Source organism: Kibdelosporangium philippinense (genome assembly GCF_021390435.2).
Lineage (GTDB): Bacteria > Actinomycetota > Actinomycetes > Mycobacteriales > Pseudonocardiaceae > Kibdelosporangium > Kibdelosporangium philippinense.
Map to the genome: position 1 here is coordinate 1,812,587 of NZ_JAJVCN010000001.1, position 17,701 is coordinate 1,830,287.

15 protein-coding genes are annotated in these 17,701 nt (G+C 64.2%); 3 read left to right on the forward strand and 12 right to left on the reverse strand.

Annotation, left to right across the window (positions count from 1 at the left end; all coding sequences use genetic code 11):
* Window positions 1-14: 14 nt before the first annotated feature.
* On the reverse strand, window positions 15-806 hold the full coding sequence (locus tag LWC34_RS08410) for an ABC transporter permease (protein ID WP_372496445.1): 792 nt from the start codon (window positions 804-806) through the stop codon (window positions 15-17).
* 61 nt (window positions 807-867) lie between these two features.
* Here LWC34_RS08410 and LWC34_RS08415 point away from each other — a divergent pair, with 61 nt between their 5' ends.
* Complete coding sequence (locus LWC34_RS08415) at window positions 868-3,267, forward strand: TIM-barrel domain-containing protein (RefSeq protein WP_233724432.1); 2,400 nt, start codon at window positions 868-870, stop codon at window positions 3,265-3,267.
* Window positions 3,268-3,282: 15 nt separating this feature from the next.
* Window positions 3,283-3,930, forward strand: coding sequence for a TetR/AcrR family transcriptional regulator (locus LWC34_RS08420; RefSeq protein WP_233724433.1), 648 nt, complete (start codon window positions 3,283-3,285; stop codon window positions 3,928-3,930).
* Here the strand turns inward: LWC34_RS08420 and LWC34_RS08425 are convergent.
* The 11 genes from LWC34_RS08425 to LWC34_RS08475 form a co-directional block, all read right to left on the reverse strand.
* On the reverse strand, window positions 3,896-5,302 hold the full coding sequence (locus LWC34_RS08425) for an aldehyde dehydrogenase family protein (protein WP_233724434.1): 1,407 nt from the start codon (window positions 5,300-5,302) through the stop codon (window positions 3,896-3,898). The two genes, LWC34_RS08420 and LWC34_RS08425, sit on opposite strands and share 35 nt — an antisense overlap.
* Window positions 5,303-5,419: 117 nt before the next feature.
* A complete protein-coding gene (locus LWC34_RS08430; protein ID WP_233724435.1) occupies window positions 5,420-6,622 on the reverse strand; it encodes an Nramp family divalent metal transporter in 1,203 nt (400 codons plus the stop codon).
* Between the two features lie 70 nt (window positions 6,623-6,692).
* The gene (gene groL / locus LWC34_RS08435; protein ID WP_233724436.1) at window positions 6,693-8,384 is read right to left on the reverse strand and encodes a chaperonin GroEL; all 1,692 of its coding nucleotides are present in this window, start codon (window positions 8,382-8,384) and stop codon (window positions 6,693-6,695) included.
* An 8-nt stretch (window positions 8,385-8,392) separates the two neighbouring features.
* Window positions 8,393-9,418, reverse strand: coding sequence for an NAD(P)-dependent alcohol dehydrogenase (locus LWC34_RS08440; RefSeq protein WP_233724437.1), 1,026 nt, complete (start codon window positions 9,416-9,418; stop codon window positions 8,393-8,395).
* Window positions 9,415-10,083 carry a metal-sulfur cluster assembly factor gene (locus LWC34_RS08445; protein WP_233724438.1) on the reverse strand — a complete coding sequence of 223 codons (669 nt, stop codon included), beginning with the start codon at window positions 10,081-10,083 and terminating at the stop codon, window positions 9,415-9,417. Before LWC34_RS08445 ends, LWC34_RS08440 begins: the two co-directional genes overlap by 4 nt.
* A 44-nt stretch (window positions 10,084-10,127) precedes the next feature.
* Complete coding sequence (locus LWC34_RS08450) at window positions 10,128-11,162, reverse strand: amidohydrolase family protein (RefSeq protein ID WP_233724439.1); 1,035 nt, start codon at window positions 11,160-11,162, stop codon at window positions 10,128-10,130.
* An 81-nt stretch (window positions 11,163-11,243) separates the two neighbouring features.
* Window positions 11,244-11,627, reverse strand: a complete 384-nt coding sequence (mimD, locus tag LWC34_RS08455) for a propane 2-monooxygenase effector subunit MimD (protein ID WP_372496446.1) — start codon at window positions 11,625-11,627, stop codon at window positions 11,244-11,246.
* The gene (locus LWC34_RS08460; RefSeq protein WP_233724440.1) at window positions 11,624-12,793 is read right to left on the reverse strand and encodes a ferritin family protein; all 1,170 of its coding nucleotides are present in this window, start codon (window positions 12,791-12,793) and stop codon (window positions 11,624-11,626) included. Before LWC34_RS08460 ends, mimD begins: the two co-directional genes overlap by 4 nt.
* Window positions 12,790-13,839 (reverse strand): NADH:ubiquinone reductase (Na(+)-transporting) subunit F, encoded by a 1,050-nt coding sequence (locus LWC34_RS08465; protein ID WP_233724441.1) that lies wholly within the window; start codon window positions 13,837-13,839, stop codon window positions 12,790-12,792. Before LWC34_RS08465 ends, LWC34_RS08460 begins: the two co-directional genes overlap by 4 nt.
* Window positions 13,840-13,844: 5 nt before the next feature.
* Window positions 13,845-15,494 carry a ferritin family protein gene (locus LWC34_RS08470; protein WP_233724442.1) on the reverse strand — a complete coding sequence of 550 codons (1,650 nt, stop codon included), beginning with the start codon at window positions 15,492-15,494 and terminating at the stop codon, window positions 13,845-13,847.
* Window positions 15,495-15,570: 76 nt separating this feature from the next.
* Window positions 15,571-15,801: a hypothetical protein gene (locus tag LWC34_RS08475; protein ID WP_233724443.1), complete on the reverse strand. Its 231-nt coding sequence runs from the start codon at window positions 15,799-15,801 to the stop codon at window positions 15,571-15,573.
* Window positions 15,802-15,924: 123 nt separating this feature from the next.
* Here LWC34_RS08475 and LWC34_RS08480 point away from each other — a divergent pair, with 123 nt between their 5' ends.
* Window positions 15,925-17,682: a sigma-54-dependent Fis family transcriptional regulator gene (locus LWC34_RS08480; RefSeq protein ID WP_233724444.1), complete on the forward strand. Its 1,758-nt coding sequence runs from the start codon at window positions 15,925-15,927 to the stop codon at window positions 17,680-17,682.
* The last annotated feature ends 19 nt before the right edge of the window (window positions 17,683-17,701 follow it).

Here is a 17,701-nt window from a genome sequence, read left to right on the forward strand (position 1 = left end):
GGTGCAATGACGATTCAGGTATGGGGTGATGACTCCGAAGGTATCGGTCGCCGGACCCGCTCGGACGCGATCAACTCGACGATCACGAGCACGCCGACCGCCTCGACGAGCAGCAGGCTGATCAGGACGACCAGTTGCGTCGCACCGGCTTGCATCGGCGATGCGCCACCGAGCAGGACGCCGACGAACGCGCCAGGCAACGTCACCAGGCCGACGGTTCTGGTCTGGTCCAGCGCTGGAACAAGCGCTTGCCCGGCCGTTGGGCGGCAGATCAGCAAGGCGGCGTCGCGAGGCATGAAACCCAACGCCAGCGCGGCTTCGTACTCGCCTCGGCGGGTTTTCAGCTCGTCGAGTGCACGGCGTCCGGCGAGCGTTGTGGCTGTCATGGCGCCGCCGATGAGAATCCCGGCGATTGGCACGACGGCAATCGGCGTCGCCGGGACCAAGCCGGACAGGACCAGCGCGGCCAACGGCGGTGCGACTCCGGCCGCGATCGCCGCGGCGGCCCAGATTGCGTCCGACCAGTCGCCGAAGCGTCGTCCGGAAGTGATGGCCGCGACCGTGAACATCATCAGCACGAAAGCGGCGGTCAGCCAACCCGAGTGCAGGACGGCGGTGATCAGCAGTGACACCGCCGCGAGTTGGACCGTCGCCCGGACAGCGGCCGTGAGAATGGCGTGCCACGCGCCGAGCCGCCCCAGCCAGACGAGCGCTGCCGCCGCGGCGGCGAACACCGTGAGCACGACTGCCAGTGATGGGCCGAGTTGGATCACGTGGCCAGCGTATGGGCTTCCGCCAACAGACATCGGATGGGTAGGCTGCGTATCAGCACTGACTCCGCCGCACGGAGTTGCGAGGAGAGAACGCGTGCGCGTGCTGCTGGTCATTTTTGTGCTGCTGACTTCCGGGCTACCGGCCGTCGCCCAACCCGTTCAGCCAGGTTTGCACTGGAAGGTCGATCATTCGCCGTTCCGGTTGCAGTTCTTCGACAAGGGCCGTCCGTTGATTGGCCAGGCCGCCGGTCGGATGTCCTACACCCTCGCCGACGGCAGCACGCATTCGCTCACGAACATCGTGCGTACCGAGGGCTCCACGTATGTCGTGGCGACCGATGAAGCTGCTCGTACCGCACAGGTTTCCGTGCAGCGGACGCCTCGTGGCGTGCGGGTCGAGTGGCGGCTTACGCCTGCCTCCGATGTCGTGCAGGTCCACGAGACGCTCACCGGCGATGACGCCGAGCATTTCCTGGGCGGTGGCGCCAACTTCATCTACACCGACCTGCGGCATCGCGTGCTGCTGAACAAGGCGTTCTTCACGGGCGCGTCGACTTTGGGGCGCTGCAACAAGAGTGGCATGCCGAGCCCGTTCTTCCTGAGCTCGCGCGGTTACGCGGTGTTCCCGGAGACCGATGCCATCGGGCGGATCGCGTTCCCGAACGCCGTCGACGACCCGCCGCACTGTTCTTCGACGCCGCCACCGTGCCCGGTCGAGCTCGGTCAGCCAGATCGGACGCAACTGTGCTTCAAGACCAACAAGCTGGACTATGAGATCTACTCGGGTGGACCGTCCCAAGTGGTCAGCGCATACAGCGCCAGGGCCGGACTGCCGAAGTTGCCGCCGGTCCGCCAGTTCGCTCTGACCCATTGGCGTGACACGGTTGCCGATCAGGCCACTGTGGTCGATGACGTGAACCAGTTGCTGGACCGGGGAATCCCGCTGGCCACGGAGTGGATCGACAACCCGTGGGAGATCTCGACCAAGCTGCCGGGGGAGAGCCAGAACAGCCGGTACGCCTGCAACGGGACGCTGACGTTCGACCCGGTCCAGTTCCCTGACCCGGCCAAAATGGTCGCCGATCTTCGCTCGCGCGGGGTGCATCTGGGCATCTGGATTTCACCGCACGTGCGTACGGTCGCTGCTGAGCGGCCGTGTCCGGTGCCCGACTATCCGCCGGGTTCGTTCATTCAGACCTCCCGGACCGATCCGTTGCAACTGGACTTGACCAACACTGCGACTCGCGCGCACTTCGAGGCGAAGCTGGAGAAGCTGTTTTCCCTGGGGATAGACATGGTCAAGGCCGACAGGGGAGAGGAGTTCGAACTCGAGGACGCCACCTTCGCCGCAGGCCCAGGAACCGTGCTGATGAACACCAACCCGGTCCGCTACGCCGAGACCACGGTTTCCGTGCTGCAGAAGCTTTACGGCGACAAGTTCACGACTCTGTGGCGTGGCGGGTACACCGGGCTACCGTCCATTGTGAACGGCGTCTGGGGTGGTGACCCGCAGGCGACTTACGACGGTCTGCGGCTGTCTGTCCGACGTGGACTGAACTCCTGGCTGTCCGGCCATCCTGCCTGGGGCACTGACACCGGCGGCTTCAATGGCGGCGGCCCAGGTGCTCCGAGCCCGACGTTGTTCACTCGCTGGTCCCAGTTCTCCGCGGTGTCACCAGTCTTCGAGGTTGGTGGCGCAGGCCGCAATGCGACCCCGTGGCGTTACGACGACGCGACCGTCGCGCGCTTCCGGGACAGTGTCCTGCTGCACTATGCACTCTTCCCGTATCTGTACGGATTGGCCCAGAATTCGGCTCGGACTGGTGAACCGATTGCTCGTCCGATGGCTTACAACTATCCGGCAGATGAGAATGCCTGGTCGGCGGATCAGCACATGATGATCGGCTCGGATCTGCTGGCGGTTCCGTCCACTGCGGACCGCAACGAGGCCGATGCCGCTGCGGGCCAACCGACTCCGGTGGATGTGTACCTGCCCGCAGGCCGTTGGATCGACCTGTTCACTGGGGCCGTCCATGAAGGAAAACAGCGGCTGGTTCGTCCCTCCACTCTGGACGATTTTCCGCTGTACCTTCGCGCGGGCGCGGCGATCGGCTTCAACCAACGGATCGACGGAGTCTGGCCGCAGCCGTGGGGCCTCAACGACCTCGACCGGCACGACCGCAGTGGCTGGACGTACGCCCCGGGTGCGGGCTTGACCCATTCCACCAGCCCGACCGGCGGTACCTTTGTCGTCCACAGCCGTTACGGCACGACGACCATGCTCGTCGCCAACGCTCCAGCGGAGACCCAAGTAATGGTCACGACCTCGGTCAAACCGAAGAAGGTCATGATCGACGGCCGTCCCACCCCGGAGACGACTGGGCCACTGGCGGCGGTCGACGTGGGATGGACCATGAAGCCCGGCCCGTTCGGCGGGCTGCTGCTGAAGCTGAAACCACGCACGGGAATCAGCGGAGTGACGATCACCCACTAAGTAGACTCACGGGTCATGGGATCGTCCGCGAAGCGTGCTCACCCTGACCCGGACAAACGTGCCGCGGTCGAACGCCGTGTGCTGCAGGCTACCGAGGAGCTGCTGCTCAGTGGCGTCACCTACGACGCGCTCGGGGTCGGGCGGATCGCGACGGCCGCTGGTATCGCGCGCTCGACGTTCTATCTGTACTTCGCCGACAAGCCGGAGCTGATCAAGCGGCTGGCTGAGAAGCTGAAGGAAGGGCTGTTCGAACTGGGCAGTGACTGGGCGCCGTCCGACGGTTTGGCCGCGCTCGCGGCGATCTACGTGCGGATGATCGAGTATTATCGGCCACGGATGCCGATTCTCGCTGCGATCTCCCAGGTCGTGGCGAGCGACCCGGATGTACGGGACGCGTGGCAGTCGACAGTGGAGCGCTTCGCCGACCACATGGCGGCATGCATCGCCGACGAGCAGCGCGCCGGGCGCACGTCAGCCGACATCGACCCGCTGCTGGCGGCGCACGTGATGACCTGGGGTGGTGAACAGGTCATCACCCGGCAGGCGGCATCCGGTGATCCTGACCGGGATGCCGCCGTCGCACAGGAATTGGCGATCCACCGGTGGTACGGCGTGTTCCGCCGCCCGGTTATTTCGCCCGATACTGCAGCTGCACCTCAGTGAAGCTCTCGATACCCCAGTGGCCGCCCTCCACGCCGATGCTGCTCCACTTTTGCCCTGCGAAGGGGAAGGACGGGTCGATGGCGTTGTGCGTGTTGGTCCAGACCTGGCCTGCTTCCATTTGCTCGGCCACCGCCGTGGCGCGGTCGATGTTCGTGCCCCACACCGACGCGCCGAGTCCGAACGTGGTGTTGTTGGCCCGTTCCAGTGCTTCGTCGACCGTGCGGTAGCCGATCACCGGCAGCGCGGGACCGAACTGTTCCTCGTCTTCGATCCGTGTGTGCTCCGGCAGGTCCGTGAGGATGGTCGGTGCGAAGAAGTAGCCAGGCCGGTCGATCGGCCCTCCACCGGCGGCTGCTTTGGCGCCGTGCGCGAGGGCGTCAGCGACCAACTCGGTCACCCGCTTGTACTGCGGCAAGTTGTTCTGCGGCCCCTGCTCGGTCTCCGGGTCGGTGCCGACGCCGATACGCGTTGCGCGGGCGCGTTCGGCCAGCGCCTCGACCAACGCGGGCTTCAAGGCCTCGGCCACATAGACACGTTTCGGCGCGATACACGTCTGGCCGTTGTTGGCGAACGCGGTCGCATAGACCTTGGTGGCGACGGCCTCGACATCGGCGTCGTCGAGCACGATCACCGGGTCGTTGCCGCCGAGCTCCAGCGTCATCCGCTTGAGATCGGAGGCCGCGGCCGCGGCGATGCGTTTGCCGGTGGCGATCGAGCCGGTGAAGGTGATCTTGCGGGCGAGCGGGTGCTGGGTCATCAGCGCGCCGAGCTCGTTGCCACCGCTGACGACATTCAGCACACCGGCAGGCAGCACGCCCCGCAGCACCTCACCCATGGCGAGCGACGACAGCGGCGTGAACGGCGACGGCTTCAGCACGACGGTGTTGCCCGGCCGTAGCGCCTGCGCGATCTTCGCGAGCGAGATGTAGATCGGGTAGTTCCATGGCGAGATGGCGGCTACCGGGCCGATCGGCCGACGGACCGCTTCGGCGTACTCGTTCTCGTTGTCCTTGAGCACCTCACGCGGCAAATCCAAGTCCGCGCAGTACCGCAGCCACATAGCGCCGCCGTGCACCTCGAACGCCGATTCCGCAAGGGGCTTGCCGTGCTCGGTGGTCAGCACCGCAGCGATCTGGTCGGCGGATGCGTCAAGGGCGTCCGCGGCCTTGTGCATCAACGCGCGCCGACCGTCCTCGTCCTTCCGCCACGAGGTCTTGAAGGCGCGCTGAGCTGCCGCGAATGCGTCGTCGAGCTGCTCGGCTGACGTCTCGGGCGCCGTCGCGAACACCTCACCGGTCGACGGGTCGATGACGTCGAAGCTCGCGGTTCCCGCGATCCCCTCGCCGTTGATGGTCAGGGTGTGTTCGGACATTTCGGTCGCCTCCGTGACGTGCTTTCCCCCTTGCGCTTTTCAGCCTAGCGCGCCATCGGACACTATGTCCGATAGTGGCGAGATCTCGCAGATCTCGGTGAGAAAGCCCAGGTCAGGTCAGCCGATGACGACCGAGCCAGCCAGATACAGGTTGAGGCAACTGATCACCACAGCGAAGAACCCGGCGACCGCGGTCGTCAGCTTCCGGTTCGCGTACGGCCCCATCACGTCAGCCCGCCGGGTCAGCAAAACCAGCGGAATCAAGGCAAACGGTATGCCGAACGACAGAACAACCTGTGAGATGACCAAGCTCTCGGTGACGGGCAAGCCCAGCGAAAGCACCACGAGCGCGGGCAGCATGGTCACGCCACGCCGAACCAACAGCGGGATGCTGCGTCGGATGAATCCGCTCATCACGACCTGACCCGCGTAAGTGCCCACACTGGACGAAGACAACCCGGATGCCAGTAGCGCCACGGCAAAGGCAAGCGCGGCCCCGCCGCCGAGCAAGCGGCCGAGTTCGGAATGCGCGAACATGATGGGATCGGCCTCGCCGAGACCGGGCAGAACGGCCGCGGCGAGGACGAGCATGGCGACGTTGATCAGCCCGGCGGTGCCGAGGGCGAGGAACACGTCGAGCCGCTGGGAGCGCAGCACCGAGCGTGTTGGCGGCAGCTTGCGGACCTTCGTCAACGCGGAGTGCAGGTAGATCACGTGTGGCATCACGGTCGCGCCGATGATGCCCACCGCCAGCAGCAGCATCTCGTCGCCGGACGTCGAGTACACCAGGTCGGGAGGCGCGGCGCCGCCGCCAACTGACAGCAGTGAATAAGCGAAGCCCAAGAAGACAATCCCCAGCAACCCGGCGATGGCGATCTCAAAGGGACGGTAGCCGCGCCTGGTCAACTCAAGAAGTCCGAACGAGACCACAGCCGTGATCAACCCTGCGATGGGCAACGGCACACCGAACAGCAGGTACAATCCCAGCGCCGCACCAACGAATTCCGCGAGATCCGTTGCCATGGCGACAAGTTCTGCTTGGACCCACAGACCTATGGTCACTGGCTTGGGATAGCGTTCACGGCACTGCTCGGACAAGTCCATTCCCGTTGCCACGCCAAGCTTTGCTGACAGGTACTGCACCAGCATCGCCACGAAGTTCGCCGCCACAACGACCCAGACGAGGGCGTAGCCGAACTGTGCTCCCGCGGTGATGTTCGTGGCGAAGTTGCCGGGGTCGATGTAGGCCACTGCCGCAACGAATGCAGGCCCGAGCATCGCCACCGTACGGGGCCGCGCTGATGCCGCTACTCCCGCCATAACAGGGCAGCCTTTCTCCGGGTCGTGAGTGGTTATGCGCGTTAGAACGCGCATAACCACTCACGAGGAACTAGCCGACGGATGGCCCGAGGCCAAGCGACTGTGGGGTGCTCGAGTCAGGCGATGGCTGGTGCAGGCCTTCGTCCAGTGGACCGAACTCGGTCATCAGGGCCGCACTGCCGCCCCACGGGGTTTGCTCTTCGGCGATCAGCGAGTCCGTTGTCAACAACAGACCTGCTACCGAGGCGCCGTTCTGCAGGGCGGATCGGCAGACCCGCAGCGGGTCGACGATTCCCATCTCGATCATGTTGCCGTAGCGCTCGTGCAACGCGTCGAAACCTTCGTCGTGGCTGAGTTGCTTGGACTGGGCCAGGATATCGGCTGCTTGGTGGCCCGCGTTGGCTGCGATCAGGAATGCTGGCTCGGACAACGACCGTTGCACGATGCCCACACCGATCGCGTAGTCGGTTTGCACGTCCAGGTCGTCAAGGACGTGGGCCGAGTGCAGCAAGGCAGCGCCGCCACCTGCGACGATGCCCTCGGCCATGGCGGCACGGGTCGCGGACAGGGCGTCCTCGACGCGGTGCTGCAACTCCTTGAGCTCCGCTGGGGTTGCCGCGCCCACCTTGATCACCGCGACCTTGCCGGTCAACGCGCCGATTCGTTCGGTGAGGACGTCTTCGTCCACTCCGAACTGGGCACGTTCGAGCTCAGAACGCAACTGGGTCACGCGGAATTCGACGTCTTCCGCTGTGCCGTAACCGCCGATGATGGTTGTGCTGTTCTCGGTGACCCGGACCTGCTTGGCGCGGCCCATCTGGTCGAGGGTCATGGTCTGGAGCGTGAACCCGGACTGGCGGGACAGCACCGCTCCGCCGACCACCGCGGCCAGGTCTTCCAGCTTGTGCAGGCGACGGTCGCCGAAGCCAGGCGCGCGCACGGCCACGGCCTTGAAATTGCCGTTGACGTGGTTGTGCACGAGCATCGACAGCGCTGTGCCCTCGACGTTTTCCGCGATCAGCACGAGTGGCCGGGGCGCGCGCATGATCTTGTCCAATACCGGCATCAGTTCCTGGACTTTGGTGATCTTCTCGCTGCACATCAGGATGTACGGGTCGTCAATGACCGCTTCCAGCCTGCCCGGGTCGGTCACCAAATATGGCGAGATGTACCCGTTGTCGAACTCGAAACCCTCGACGAAGTCCACGGACATCCCGATCCGTGGCGATTCCTCAACCGTGACCACGCCGCCGTCGCCGACTGTGTGCAATGCGCTGGCGATGACCTCGCCGACGGCGTCGTCGTCGTTCGCGGAGATCGCGGCGACCCGCGCGTAGTCCTGCTCTGTCCTAATCGGATGGGCAACACTCTCCAAATAGGTCACGAGCTTGCCGACCGCGAGATCGATGCCGCGCTTGACCAGCACCGGGTTCGCACCCTTGCCGATGGCCTGCATGCCTTCGCGAACGATCGCTTGGGCAAGGACAGTTGCGGTAGTTGTTCCGTCACCGACCACGTCGTTGGTCTTGATCGCGGCTTCCTTGACCAGCTGCGCGCCCATGTTCTCGAACTGGTCTTTGAGATGGATCTCCCGTGCGATCGTCACGCCGTCGTTGGTCACCACGGGCGATCCGGTGATCTTCTCGATGATCACGTTGCGGCCCTTCGGGCCCAATGTGGACTTGACCGCGTCTGCCAGCTTGTCGACCCCCGACAGCAGCAGGCTACGGGCATCCGGGCCGAAGCGCAGTTCCTTGGCCATGACACTCCTTAGGGGGTGAGGATGGCACGGCCGCGGACCCGGCCGGCATCGAGGTCGGCCAGCGCGTCGAGCGCGGCATCGAGGGGAAATTGCTTGGTGTGCAAGGTGACTTTGCCTGCTTGGGCGAGAACCATCAGCTCGACGAGGTCGTTGTACGTGCCGACGAGGTTGCCGATCACGTTGCGCTCGGTGGAGATGATGTCGATCGTCGGGAGGTCGATGTTGCTGCCGTAACCGATCACGAAATGCGATCCGTTCCGGCGTGTCATCGCGAAAGCATCCTGTTGCGCGCCTTGCTCGGCGACGAAGTCAAGCACCACCTCGGCGCCATTTCCGCCAGTCAGGTCAAGCACTGCTTCGACCTGCTTGCCATCGGCGACAACCGTGTGCTCGGCGCCCAAACTGGACGCCAGCTTCAACGCGTCTTCGTTGCGGTCGACCACGACGATGTTCGTGGCGGTCAGCGCAGCAAGAGCTTGGATACCGATATGGCCGAGGCCGCCGGCTCCATTCACGACACACGTCGTTCCGGGATACAACAACGGAACTGCTTTGCGGACCGCGTGATACGCGGTGATTCCCGCGTCCGCCAGCGCCGCCACATCCTCTGGACGCGTTGACGGATTGAGCTTGATGCACGCACGTGCGGACGTCAGCAGGTATTCGGCCATCCCGCCATCGGTGTTGATGCCTGGGAAAGTGCTGTTCTCACAATGCATGTCGTTGCCTGCGCGGCATGCATGGCACAGGCCGCAGGTTGGCGTTGGGTGCAGGATCACCGTATCGCCGACGGCCACATTGGACACCGCTGAACCGACTTCATGGACCCAGCCCGCGTTCTCGTGACCGATCGTGTACGGCAACCGCACGCCGGACTTCTCCGCCCACTGTTCCTCGATGATGTGCAGGTCGGTACGGCACACCCCGGCCCCACCGATCTTGACCACCACGTCGAACGGTCCTGTGATCGTAGGTTCCGGCACGTCCTCTACGACGGGCTGCTGGTGATAAGCGTGCAGCCGGACGGCCTTCATGTCTCGTCCTCCGGGTATCTGACCCGCAGCATGCCTCGGCACACTCCGGAATTGGCTTCTTGACTGACCCTGGTCACCCGGGCCAGCCCGAGGTGCCGACGCAGGTTCGCCACCGGAATGGGCGAACCGTCGGCCGGGTCGATGAGCAGCGGATCCTGGTCCGTGCACGGCAGACCAAGCTCACGCCTGCGGTCCCGCAACCGTTCGAGGTCAGGGCCCGCCGGAGCGTCGCCGAGAGTCATCGCGGCAAGCTCCACAGGGGACAGACGCAGGGACCGGCACATGCGATCGGTACCGGCCAGCACGGCCCTGCGCAGAAAGTCGGCACGCAAGGAATCGAGTTCCTCGACGGCCTCGCCTTCGAAGGATCGCACGAAACCCTTCCGCGCGGCGACGCCGTTGTTGATCACGTCGGATGCGAAGTGATCGGTCAGTCTAACGTCCACAGCGGACACGCCCGGCACGCAACGCACGGCGTCATAGGCGTCGGCCACCATCAGGAACGCGAAATTCGGGGCACAGAAGTAGGTTGGGAGCCGCAGCCGCACCACAGCCTTGCCATCGGACGAGACCCAGCAGTGCGCGACGAATCCCAGGTCTGTCAACGGTTCGTCGAGTTCCGGGTCGAGGACTGTGCCGAGCGCCGCCCAGACAGCCTCCGCCAAAATTGAAGCGGAGGCTGTCTGGGCTGCGCTTTTGAGCGCGCCGGTCACGACGGGACGCCAACGGGTTCAACTGTTGGCTCCGCCGTCGGCTGCAGCTCGGCCGGAATGTCGATGTCGTACAACCGGGCCGCGTTCAGCCCGAGGATCTTCTTCTTCACGTCGGTGTTCAGCTTGCCGTAGTCGGAGAACTCCTCGCCGTCCGGCATCTGCCAGTCGACGAAGCCCTCGACCTGCCAACGGGGTTCCCAGATCGCGTAGTCCGCGCCGAAGATCAGCCGGTCCTCGCCGAGCCAGAACATCAGCTCGCCCATCACCTTGGCGAAGAACCGCGGCCGGGCGTGCATCAGACCGCCGACCACAACCGCGAGACCCGCGTACACGTTGGGTTCCTGGGTGGCCATGAAGCAGAAGTCCTCGATCCGCGGCAGGCCGACGTGTTCCACGATGAAGTTCAGCTCGGGGAAGTTGGTTGCCGCGTAATCCACATCGGACACGTCGAAAGCGTCCTTGTCCAGTGGCCAGATGGTCGGTCCCTTGTGGACGTGGATGTTCTTGATACCCAGTTCCTGGCATTTCTCCAGATACCGGGCCGACTCGGGGGACTTCAGGTTCCAGCCGCGGGAGTCGCCGCGCCACTCGGCGGTGTAGAGCTTGACTCCCTTGCAGCCCCAGCGCTTCGCGCGCTCTTCGAGTCCTTTGAGGCCATCATCTCCTTCCCGTGGGTCCCATGTGGTGTTGACGATGAACTTGCCTGGGTGCCGTTCGGCCATGGCACCGTCGGCCTCGGTGGTGTTGAACCCGTCCTTGTACCACTGCCGCAGGTTCGTCGGCTGGAAGATGGCGACGTCGACGTGCCCCTCGTCGAACAGGTCCTTCATCATCCTTTCTTCCGAGTACTTCATGAACTCTTCGATGGACCAGTGGGTCTCGGCAGGCCCGAGGCCCTGGTAGGCGTGGAAACACTCGATCCAGCCCTTGGCGTACTGCTCCTGGCCGGCCACCCAGTTGTCCGGGCTGGCATCCCAGAAGTGGGTGTGGCTGTCGACCACGAAATACTTCTCGCCATCTTTCTCGTACATGATGTCTCCGCTGGTCGGCCCTCGTGAGTGGTTACGCGGGTTAGAACACGCGTAACCACTCACGAGGGGTGTGGTGGGGAATCAGTTGCGGGCGACCAGGTCGAAATCGAGGTACTCGGCGGCGTCCTCCGGATTGGCGAACATGATCGTCCGATCGTCCTCGTGGATCATCCGGCCGTAGTGCGTCGACATGCTCTCTTCGAACTCCGCGGCGTTGAACCAGCCTTCCTCCTCTCCCGCGGCCTCGTCGATCTCGGCGTAGACCACGTCCATCCGGCCGGTGGCGTCGACCCTGATCATCGACGGCAGCGGGGTGATGGTGACGTTGTCCTTGTGCCGCATCACTTCGGCGACGATCGCGCCGACCTGGTTGTTCATCAGGGTGAAGCCGCACATGTTCGACGCGGTGTTGTTGGACGAGAACGGGCTGTCGACGGTCTTCTTCAGTGGTGATGTCGCGGTCACTGGCCCAACTCCTTCGGCGCTTGCAGGTCCAGTTCGGTCAGGATGGCGTTGAAGCGGCTCTTCGCCCGGTCGAGCCCGTCCTCGAATCGCGGCGGCAGTGCGTCCGGCTGCGACCACAACGGCTGCAGCGTGCGCACGGCCGTGATGCAGCGCGGCACCCATGTGGACAGCCACTGCTGCATGATCTTCTTGTTCTCCGTGCCGAACTCCTTGTCGTCGACAAGAAGCCGGAACATCGGCTTGGTGTAGCGAAGATCCCGTTCGGCGTAGTCGTACTCCTCCGCGCCGATCAGCGTCGGCGTGATGAAGTCGCCATTGGACGGTGCCGCTTGCTGAACGAGGTTGCTGCGGAACATCTCACCGACCAACGGCTCGAACACGATGTTCGCCGCGAAGATCGCCTCACACCAGTCCCAGATCCCGGTCAGCTGTTCGGCGGTCTCCCGCACGCCCTGCCAGACCGTGTCGTTGTTCCAGGTCTCCAGGTGTGCCGAGCCGTCGAACCCCTCCAGTTCCTCGCTGAGGGTCAGGTTGTACAGCGCGAGGTCCTGGGCCGCCCGGATCCGGTGCATGCTGTTCACCGAGATCGCGTTGTTGTGCATGTTCGTTGGCGCCCTGCGGTTGGCGTTGGCGAACAGGTACAGCCCGAGGCCGTGGTCCACATGCATCCACGCGCCCACGTGCTGCGCCACGAACTGCGTCCAGTTGCGGTTCCACTGCTCGAACGCCTTGGCTTGCCTTGCCGCCTCGATGTTCTGGTTGAGCTGACGGACCACATTGGAGTTGTACCGGTAGAGCGTCAGCTCCCATTCCTCGTTGGGGTCACGGAATTCGTGCCAGCCCAGTGCGGGCCAGTCGTAGCCCTTGCCGCCGGAGCCGGGACTGCGTTCCGGCACCGGACGATCCGAACCCCATGCCTTGAGGACTGTCCATTCGAGAGGGTAACCACCCTTGCCGTCGGCGAAGCCGTAGAGCCAGCCCTGCGACAGGTAGTGCCGTGGATCCGGCTGCACTTCGACGGTGACGTCCTCGTAGTGGCTTTGCTTGCGCTTGGCCGGGGTGAAGTAGTTGAACTGGCGCGCACCTGAATCAGGGAATACCTTCGCTCCCGCTTCCGCGTCGGTGAAGACGGGTTTAGGAACGCTCCGCTCTTGGGTTGATGTCATCGGTCCTCCGCTTCACCGGTCGTGGTGAACTTGTCGTAGAAGATTCGCTTGTCGGCCACGCCGAGCACGGGCAGCAGCTCGATCGCCGCCTCGACCATCGGCGGCGGCCCGCAGACGTACGCGTCGGTACCGGTGAGATCGCCTTCGTGGCGCCGCACGACGTCCGTGATCAAGCCGACTTCGCCGTCCCACTCCTCGCTGTCCTCCGGCTCGGACAACGCTGGCACGTAACGGAAATCCGGCAACTTCCCGGCCAGCTCGGCCAGCTCGTCGGTGAAGCACAGATCCTTGCGCCGCCTGGCGCCGTAGTAGAACGTCGCCTTGCGGTCGATACCGCGCTCCGCCATCGATCGCAGCAGCGCAAGGATCGGTGCCATGCCCGCTCCGCCTCCGACGAAGACAACGTCCGTGCCGGGCGCGTCGCGTAAGGTGAACACCCCGAACGGCCCGGTGATCTCCAGCTGGTCACCGACCGCGACTTCGGTGTCCAGGAACTGGGAGAACAGGCCGCCGGGGTAGATCCTGATCACGAATTCGAGCAGCCCGTCCGGCCCGCTCGACGTGTTCGCCATGGAGAAGGACCGGGTCTCGTCCTTGCCGGGAATCGCGAAGTCCATGTACTGGCCTGGAAAGAACTTCAGCGATTGCGGCTCGATCAACCGCACGACCAGATGCCGCATGTCGTGGGTGACCCGGTCCTTGGACACGACCTCCACCCTGGCCTGCTGGATTGGCAGACCCGAATGGATCATCTCCTCGTCGTAGTTGAGCAGCTCGATCGTCAGGTCCTCGTACGCGTGCGCCCGGCACAGAAGCGTGAAGCCTTCTTCCTTCTCGTAGTCGGGCAGCGCGAACGTGGAGTACCGGTCGTGCTCGACGTCATCGCCATCGAGGATGAACGACTTGCAGGCGGCGCACTGGCCTTCCTTGCACCCGTGCATCAGCATGACGCCTTGCTCGGCCGCGGCGCGGAGAATCGTCTGGTCCTCGTCGACCTCGATCTCCACACCGACCGGCTCGAAGCGAACCTTGTGCTTGTCGCCCATGGCAATTACTGAGCAGGGGCGGGACGGCCGGCAGGGCCCTGCCGGTTGTAGTCGGCGACGAACGCCGCGCGCTGTTCGTCGGTCATCTGGTTCAAAAGGACGTTCGGGCTCTGCACCTCAGGCATCCGGCGCAGGTGGTCCAGTGTCCACATCTTCTTCGGGTCGAGATCCAGGTGTGGCTGGGCGACCATGGTCTTGCCGTCGTCACGCACGAAACCCATGTCGGACACGACATCTGCCCAGTTCCAGCCGTGGTACAGCGTCTCCCACTCACGCGAGCCGATGAGCTGACCCATGTTCGGGGTGCTGCGGCCCTGGAAGGTCGGCCGGAACGCCTCGGCGTCGGTCCACCGGCAGGCCTCGTGGCAGTACGTCCGCCATTGACCGTCCACTTTGTCCACGACCATGTCCTCGCGGACCAGGCACGGCACCATGCAAGTCCAGCAGCGGTGCGGGTACACGTAGTCGACGTTCTCGGCGACGATCGGGTGGTGTCCATTCGGGACGGACAGGCGGTTGTAGTTCTCCCACCACTTGCCGTACCGGTCGTACCAGCCCGGGTACTTGTGCTCGAACCACTCGAAGTCCTTGTCCGTCATCGGGTCGATGCGCCAGTAGTTGGCCAGCCACCCGGTGGCGAAGAACTGGGCCACCTCGTGCACGTAGCCCTTGTTCCAGATCTGGTTCCAGGCCTCCTCGATCAGGTCGTGCGGGATCACGAGACCGTACTTCTCCAGCGGCACAAGGTAACTGCGGTAGTAGTCGTCGTAGATCCACCGACGCCACATCTCCGCGTAGCTTTCCCTGTCCCTACGGCGGTCCTTCGTGCCGTACTCGATGAACGTACCGATCGCCGCGTCGACAACTCGGTGGTTGTTCCACCACGCGTACCGCAGGTCCCGCTCGAGCAGCTGGTGGTTCGACTCGTCGGACAGCGCCATCAGCAGTGTGGCGTAGCCATTGCTGATGTGCCGGGACTCGTCGGACTGCACCGAGTGGAAAACCGTCGGCAGCAGATAGTCACCGTTGGCCGCGGCCTCGGCCGGCATGGCGACGAAAAGCGTGTTGGTGAAGGCGGTTTCGGCGACGATCGTGAGGTAGATGCTCGCCGCGGTGATCGCGTCACCGGTGATGAAGCCTTCGGCGAACTGGCGGCCGATCGTGCCGCAGTAGTCGTTCTGGAAGTTGCGCAGGCTGGAGTTGAAGCCCGCTGGGTCGATGTAGTTGTTCATGTACAGGCGCTTGAGGTTCTGTTGGATCGTCGAGTGCCGTACCTCGTCGATCATCTGGATCGCCTGACCGTTGTGCAGCTCGGGGTTGGGTACCGTGCGGAACAGCAGCGGCATCGCCCGCGCCGCGGAGATCTCCGGCAACGGAATGATGCTCAGGAACAGCTTCTGCCATTCCAGCCAGCGTTCCTGCACCTGCCGGAACATGTTCCCCCGGATCGCGCCGTCCTCGGCGCCGTATACCCGGTGGTCCTTTTCTTCCTGCATGGGGAAGTAGGAGCGCAGGACCTGCTTGAGCGGATCCTTCTTCTTGGCCTTGCGGAAGGTGTAGTCGGTCCCGTAATGCGACACCGGCGTGTGGTATGCCGGTTCCCAGGACAGTTCCTGGATCTTCTGGTGGGCTCTCGCCACACTTTGGCGGCTCATGTCACTTCCTCTCCGCCGGGTTGCTCAGCGATTACAACCCTCAGTGACCGGGCTCACGCGTCTCAATTTGAGACGGTTACGGCTGCTCGAACATCGACGCGCGCAGTTGCGCGAGGTGTTCTTGAACGTTCTGAGCGGCGCGGAGATCACCTTCGGCGCGCGGCTGGATGCCGAAGGCGCGCAGCAAAGCCGCGGCAGGTTCACCCGGATGGCCGGATTCGCCGAGCGTTGGGTGCAACCCCTGCTCGACAAGGTGGTGGAAGACGACGTTGACAACGGTCCACGGGTTGTAGGTCTCCTCGGCCATCTCCCCATCTGACGCCTGCTTGCCAAGGGCGGGTGTCTCAATTTGAGACACTTTGCCCTGCGGGTTGGGCTTACCCTGTGGCGAGGACGCAGCGTGCTCGCGGCGGCGGGCAGGAGGACTCGCGTGGAGAAAGCACGGCCAGTGCCGGCCGACGAGAATGGGCTCGCCCGTACCCGGGTTCAGTTCTTGACCTCCGAGTCAATCGAGCGTGAACGGGTACGGGATCCGATACTGGCCTCATGGATGCGATCGCGGTACAGCCACGTTCCCGCTGACCGGATCGATCTGCCGTACATCTCTGACCAGAACCTCGACACGCCGTTGATCCGGGCCGCCGAGCCGGTTTTGGAGCGGCTCGGCGAGCAACTCGACGGCCAGCCGGTGAGCCTGATCCTGACCGATCCAAATGGTGTGGTGCTCACGCAACGTACCGGCGATCCGGACCTGCACCGCCATTTGCAAAGCGTCGAACTGGCGCCCGGTTTCAGCTATGGCGAGCAATTTGTCGGAACGAACGGAATCGGTACAGCGTTGGAGGACGGCAGACCGACGCACGTATTTGGGCATGAGCACTACGCGGAGAACCTGGAAAACCTCGCGTGTGCTGGCGTGCCGATTCATGATCCGATTTCCGGCAAGACAATCGGCGCGGTCGACCTGACGTGCTGGCGTAAGGACGCCGGGCAGTTGCTGGTGGCGCTGGCGCGCACGACCGCCGAGCAGATCCGTCAAGCCATGCTCGGCAACACCGATGTCCGCGAACTGGCGTTGTTTCAGGCTTATTTGCGTGCCTGCCGTCGGACGACCGGGATCTTGCTGGCGTTCAACGATGATGTCGTGATGATGAACGACCGGGCTCGGCGGCTGCTGGATCCCGCGGACCAGGCGGTTCTGCTCGGGCATGCTTCGCAGGCGTTGGCCGATGGCCGGAGTCGCGCGACTGTTGTGCTGCCAACGGGTTCCAAGGTCCGGATGGAGTGCCGTGCGGTTCCCGGCCCGCGCGGTGGTGACGCGGGCAACGTGGTGCGCGTGAAGCTTGTGGAGACGGAGGATGAGGGCGCCTCCGCAGTGCCGTTGCCGATGTTCCTGCCTGGTGTGGTGGGTTCGGCGCCGTTGTGGCTGCGGGCGTGTCACGAGGTCGATGCGGCTTATGGTCGTGGGGAATGGCTTGCACTGGAAGGGGAGCGGGGCGTCGGCAAGTCCACTTTGGTCCGCTGTGTGCATCAGCGCCGCAATCCCACCGGCAGGCTGCACCTTGTCGACAACGTGACCCAGATCCGGCAGGACCTGCTCGACGATCCGGTCGATTCGTTGATCATCAGGCATGTTGACCATCTGGAACCATCGGCTTTGCGCGATCTGGCAGCGGTTTTGGCCGAGGTACGGGCTTCGGGCAAGCGGATGTGGGTCGCGGTCACTGTGGACGATGACTCGGTTGAGCTCGATGACCTGCTCGGGTTCTTCCCGCGTACGGTCCAGATTCCGCCGCTGCGCAGGCACGTCGAGGACTTGCGGGAGCTTGTTCCGCTGTTTTTGAGCAGGCTGAGCCGGGGCGGGCAGCTGACGTGTTCGCCCGCGGCGATGCATCTGCTGATGCGTTCTTCATGGCAGGGCAACGTTCCGCAGCTGTATCAGGTGCTGAAGTACGTGGCTCGGCGCAAGCGCAGTGGCGTCATTCAGCCTTCGGATCTTCCAGCCGAGTATCGGGCGGTGGCCAGGCGGCCGCTGAACCGGTTGGAGTCGATCGAGCGGGACGCCATCGTGCACAGCCTTGAAGATGCGGACGGCAACAAGAACCGGGCGGCCCGGTTGCTCGGCATGTCACGGGCCACCCTGTATCGCAAGATCCACGAATATGGGATCGTGGCGCCTTCCAAGTAGGGCCTGTCCGATGATTTGC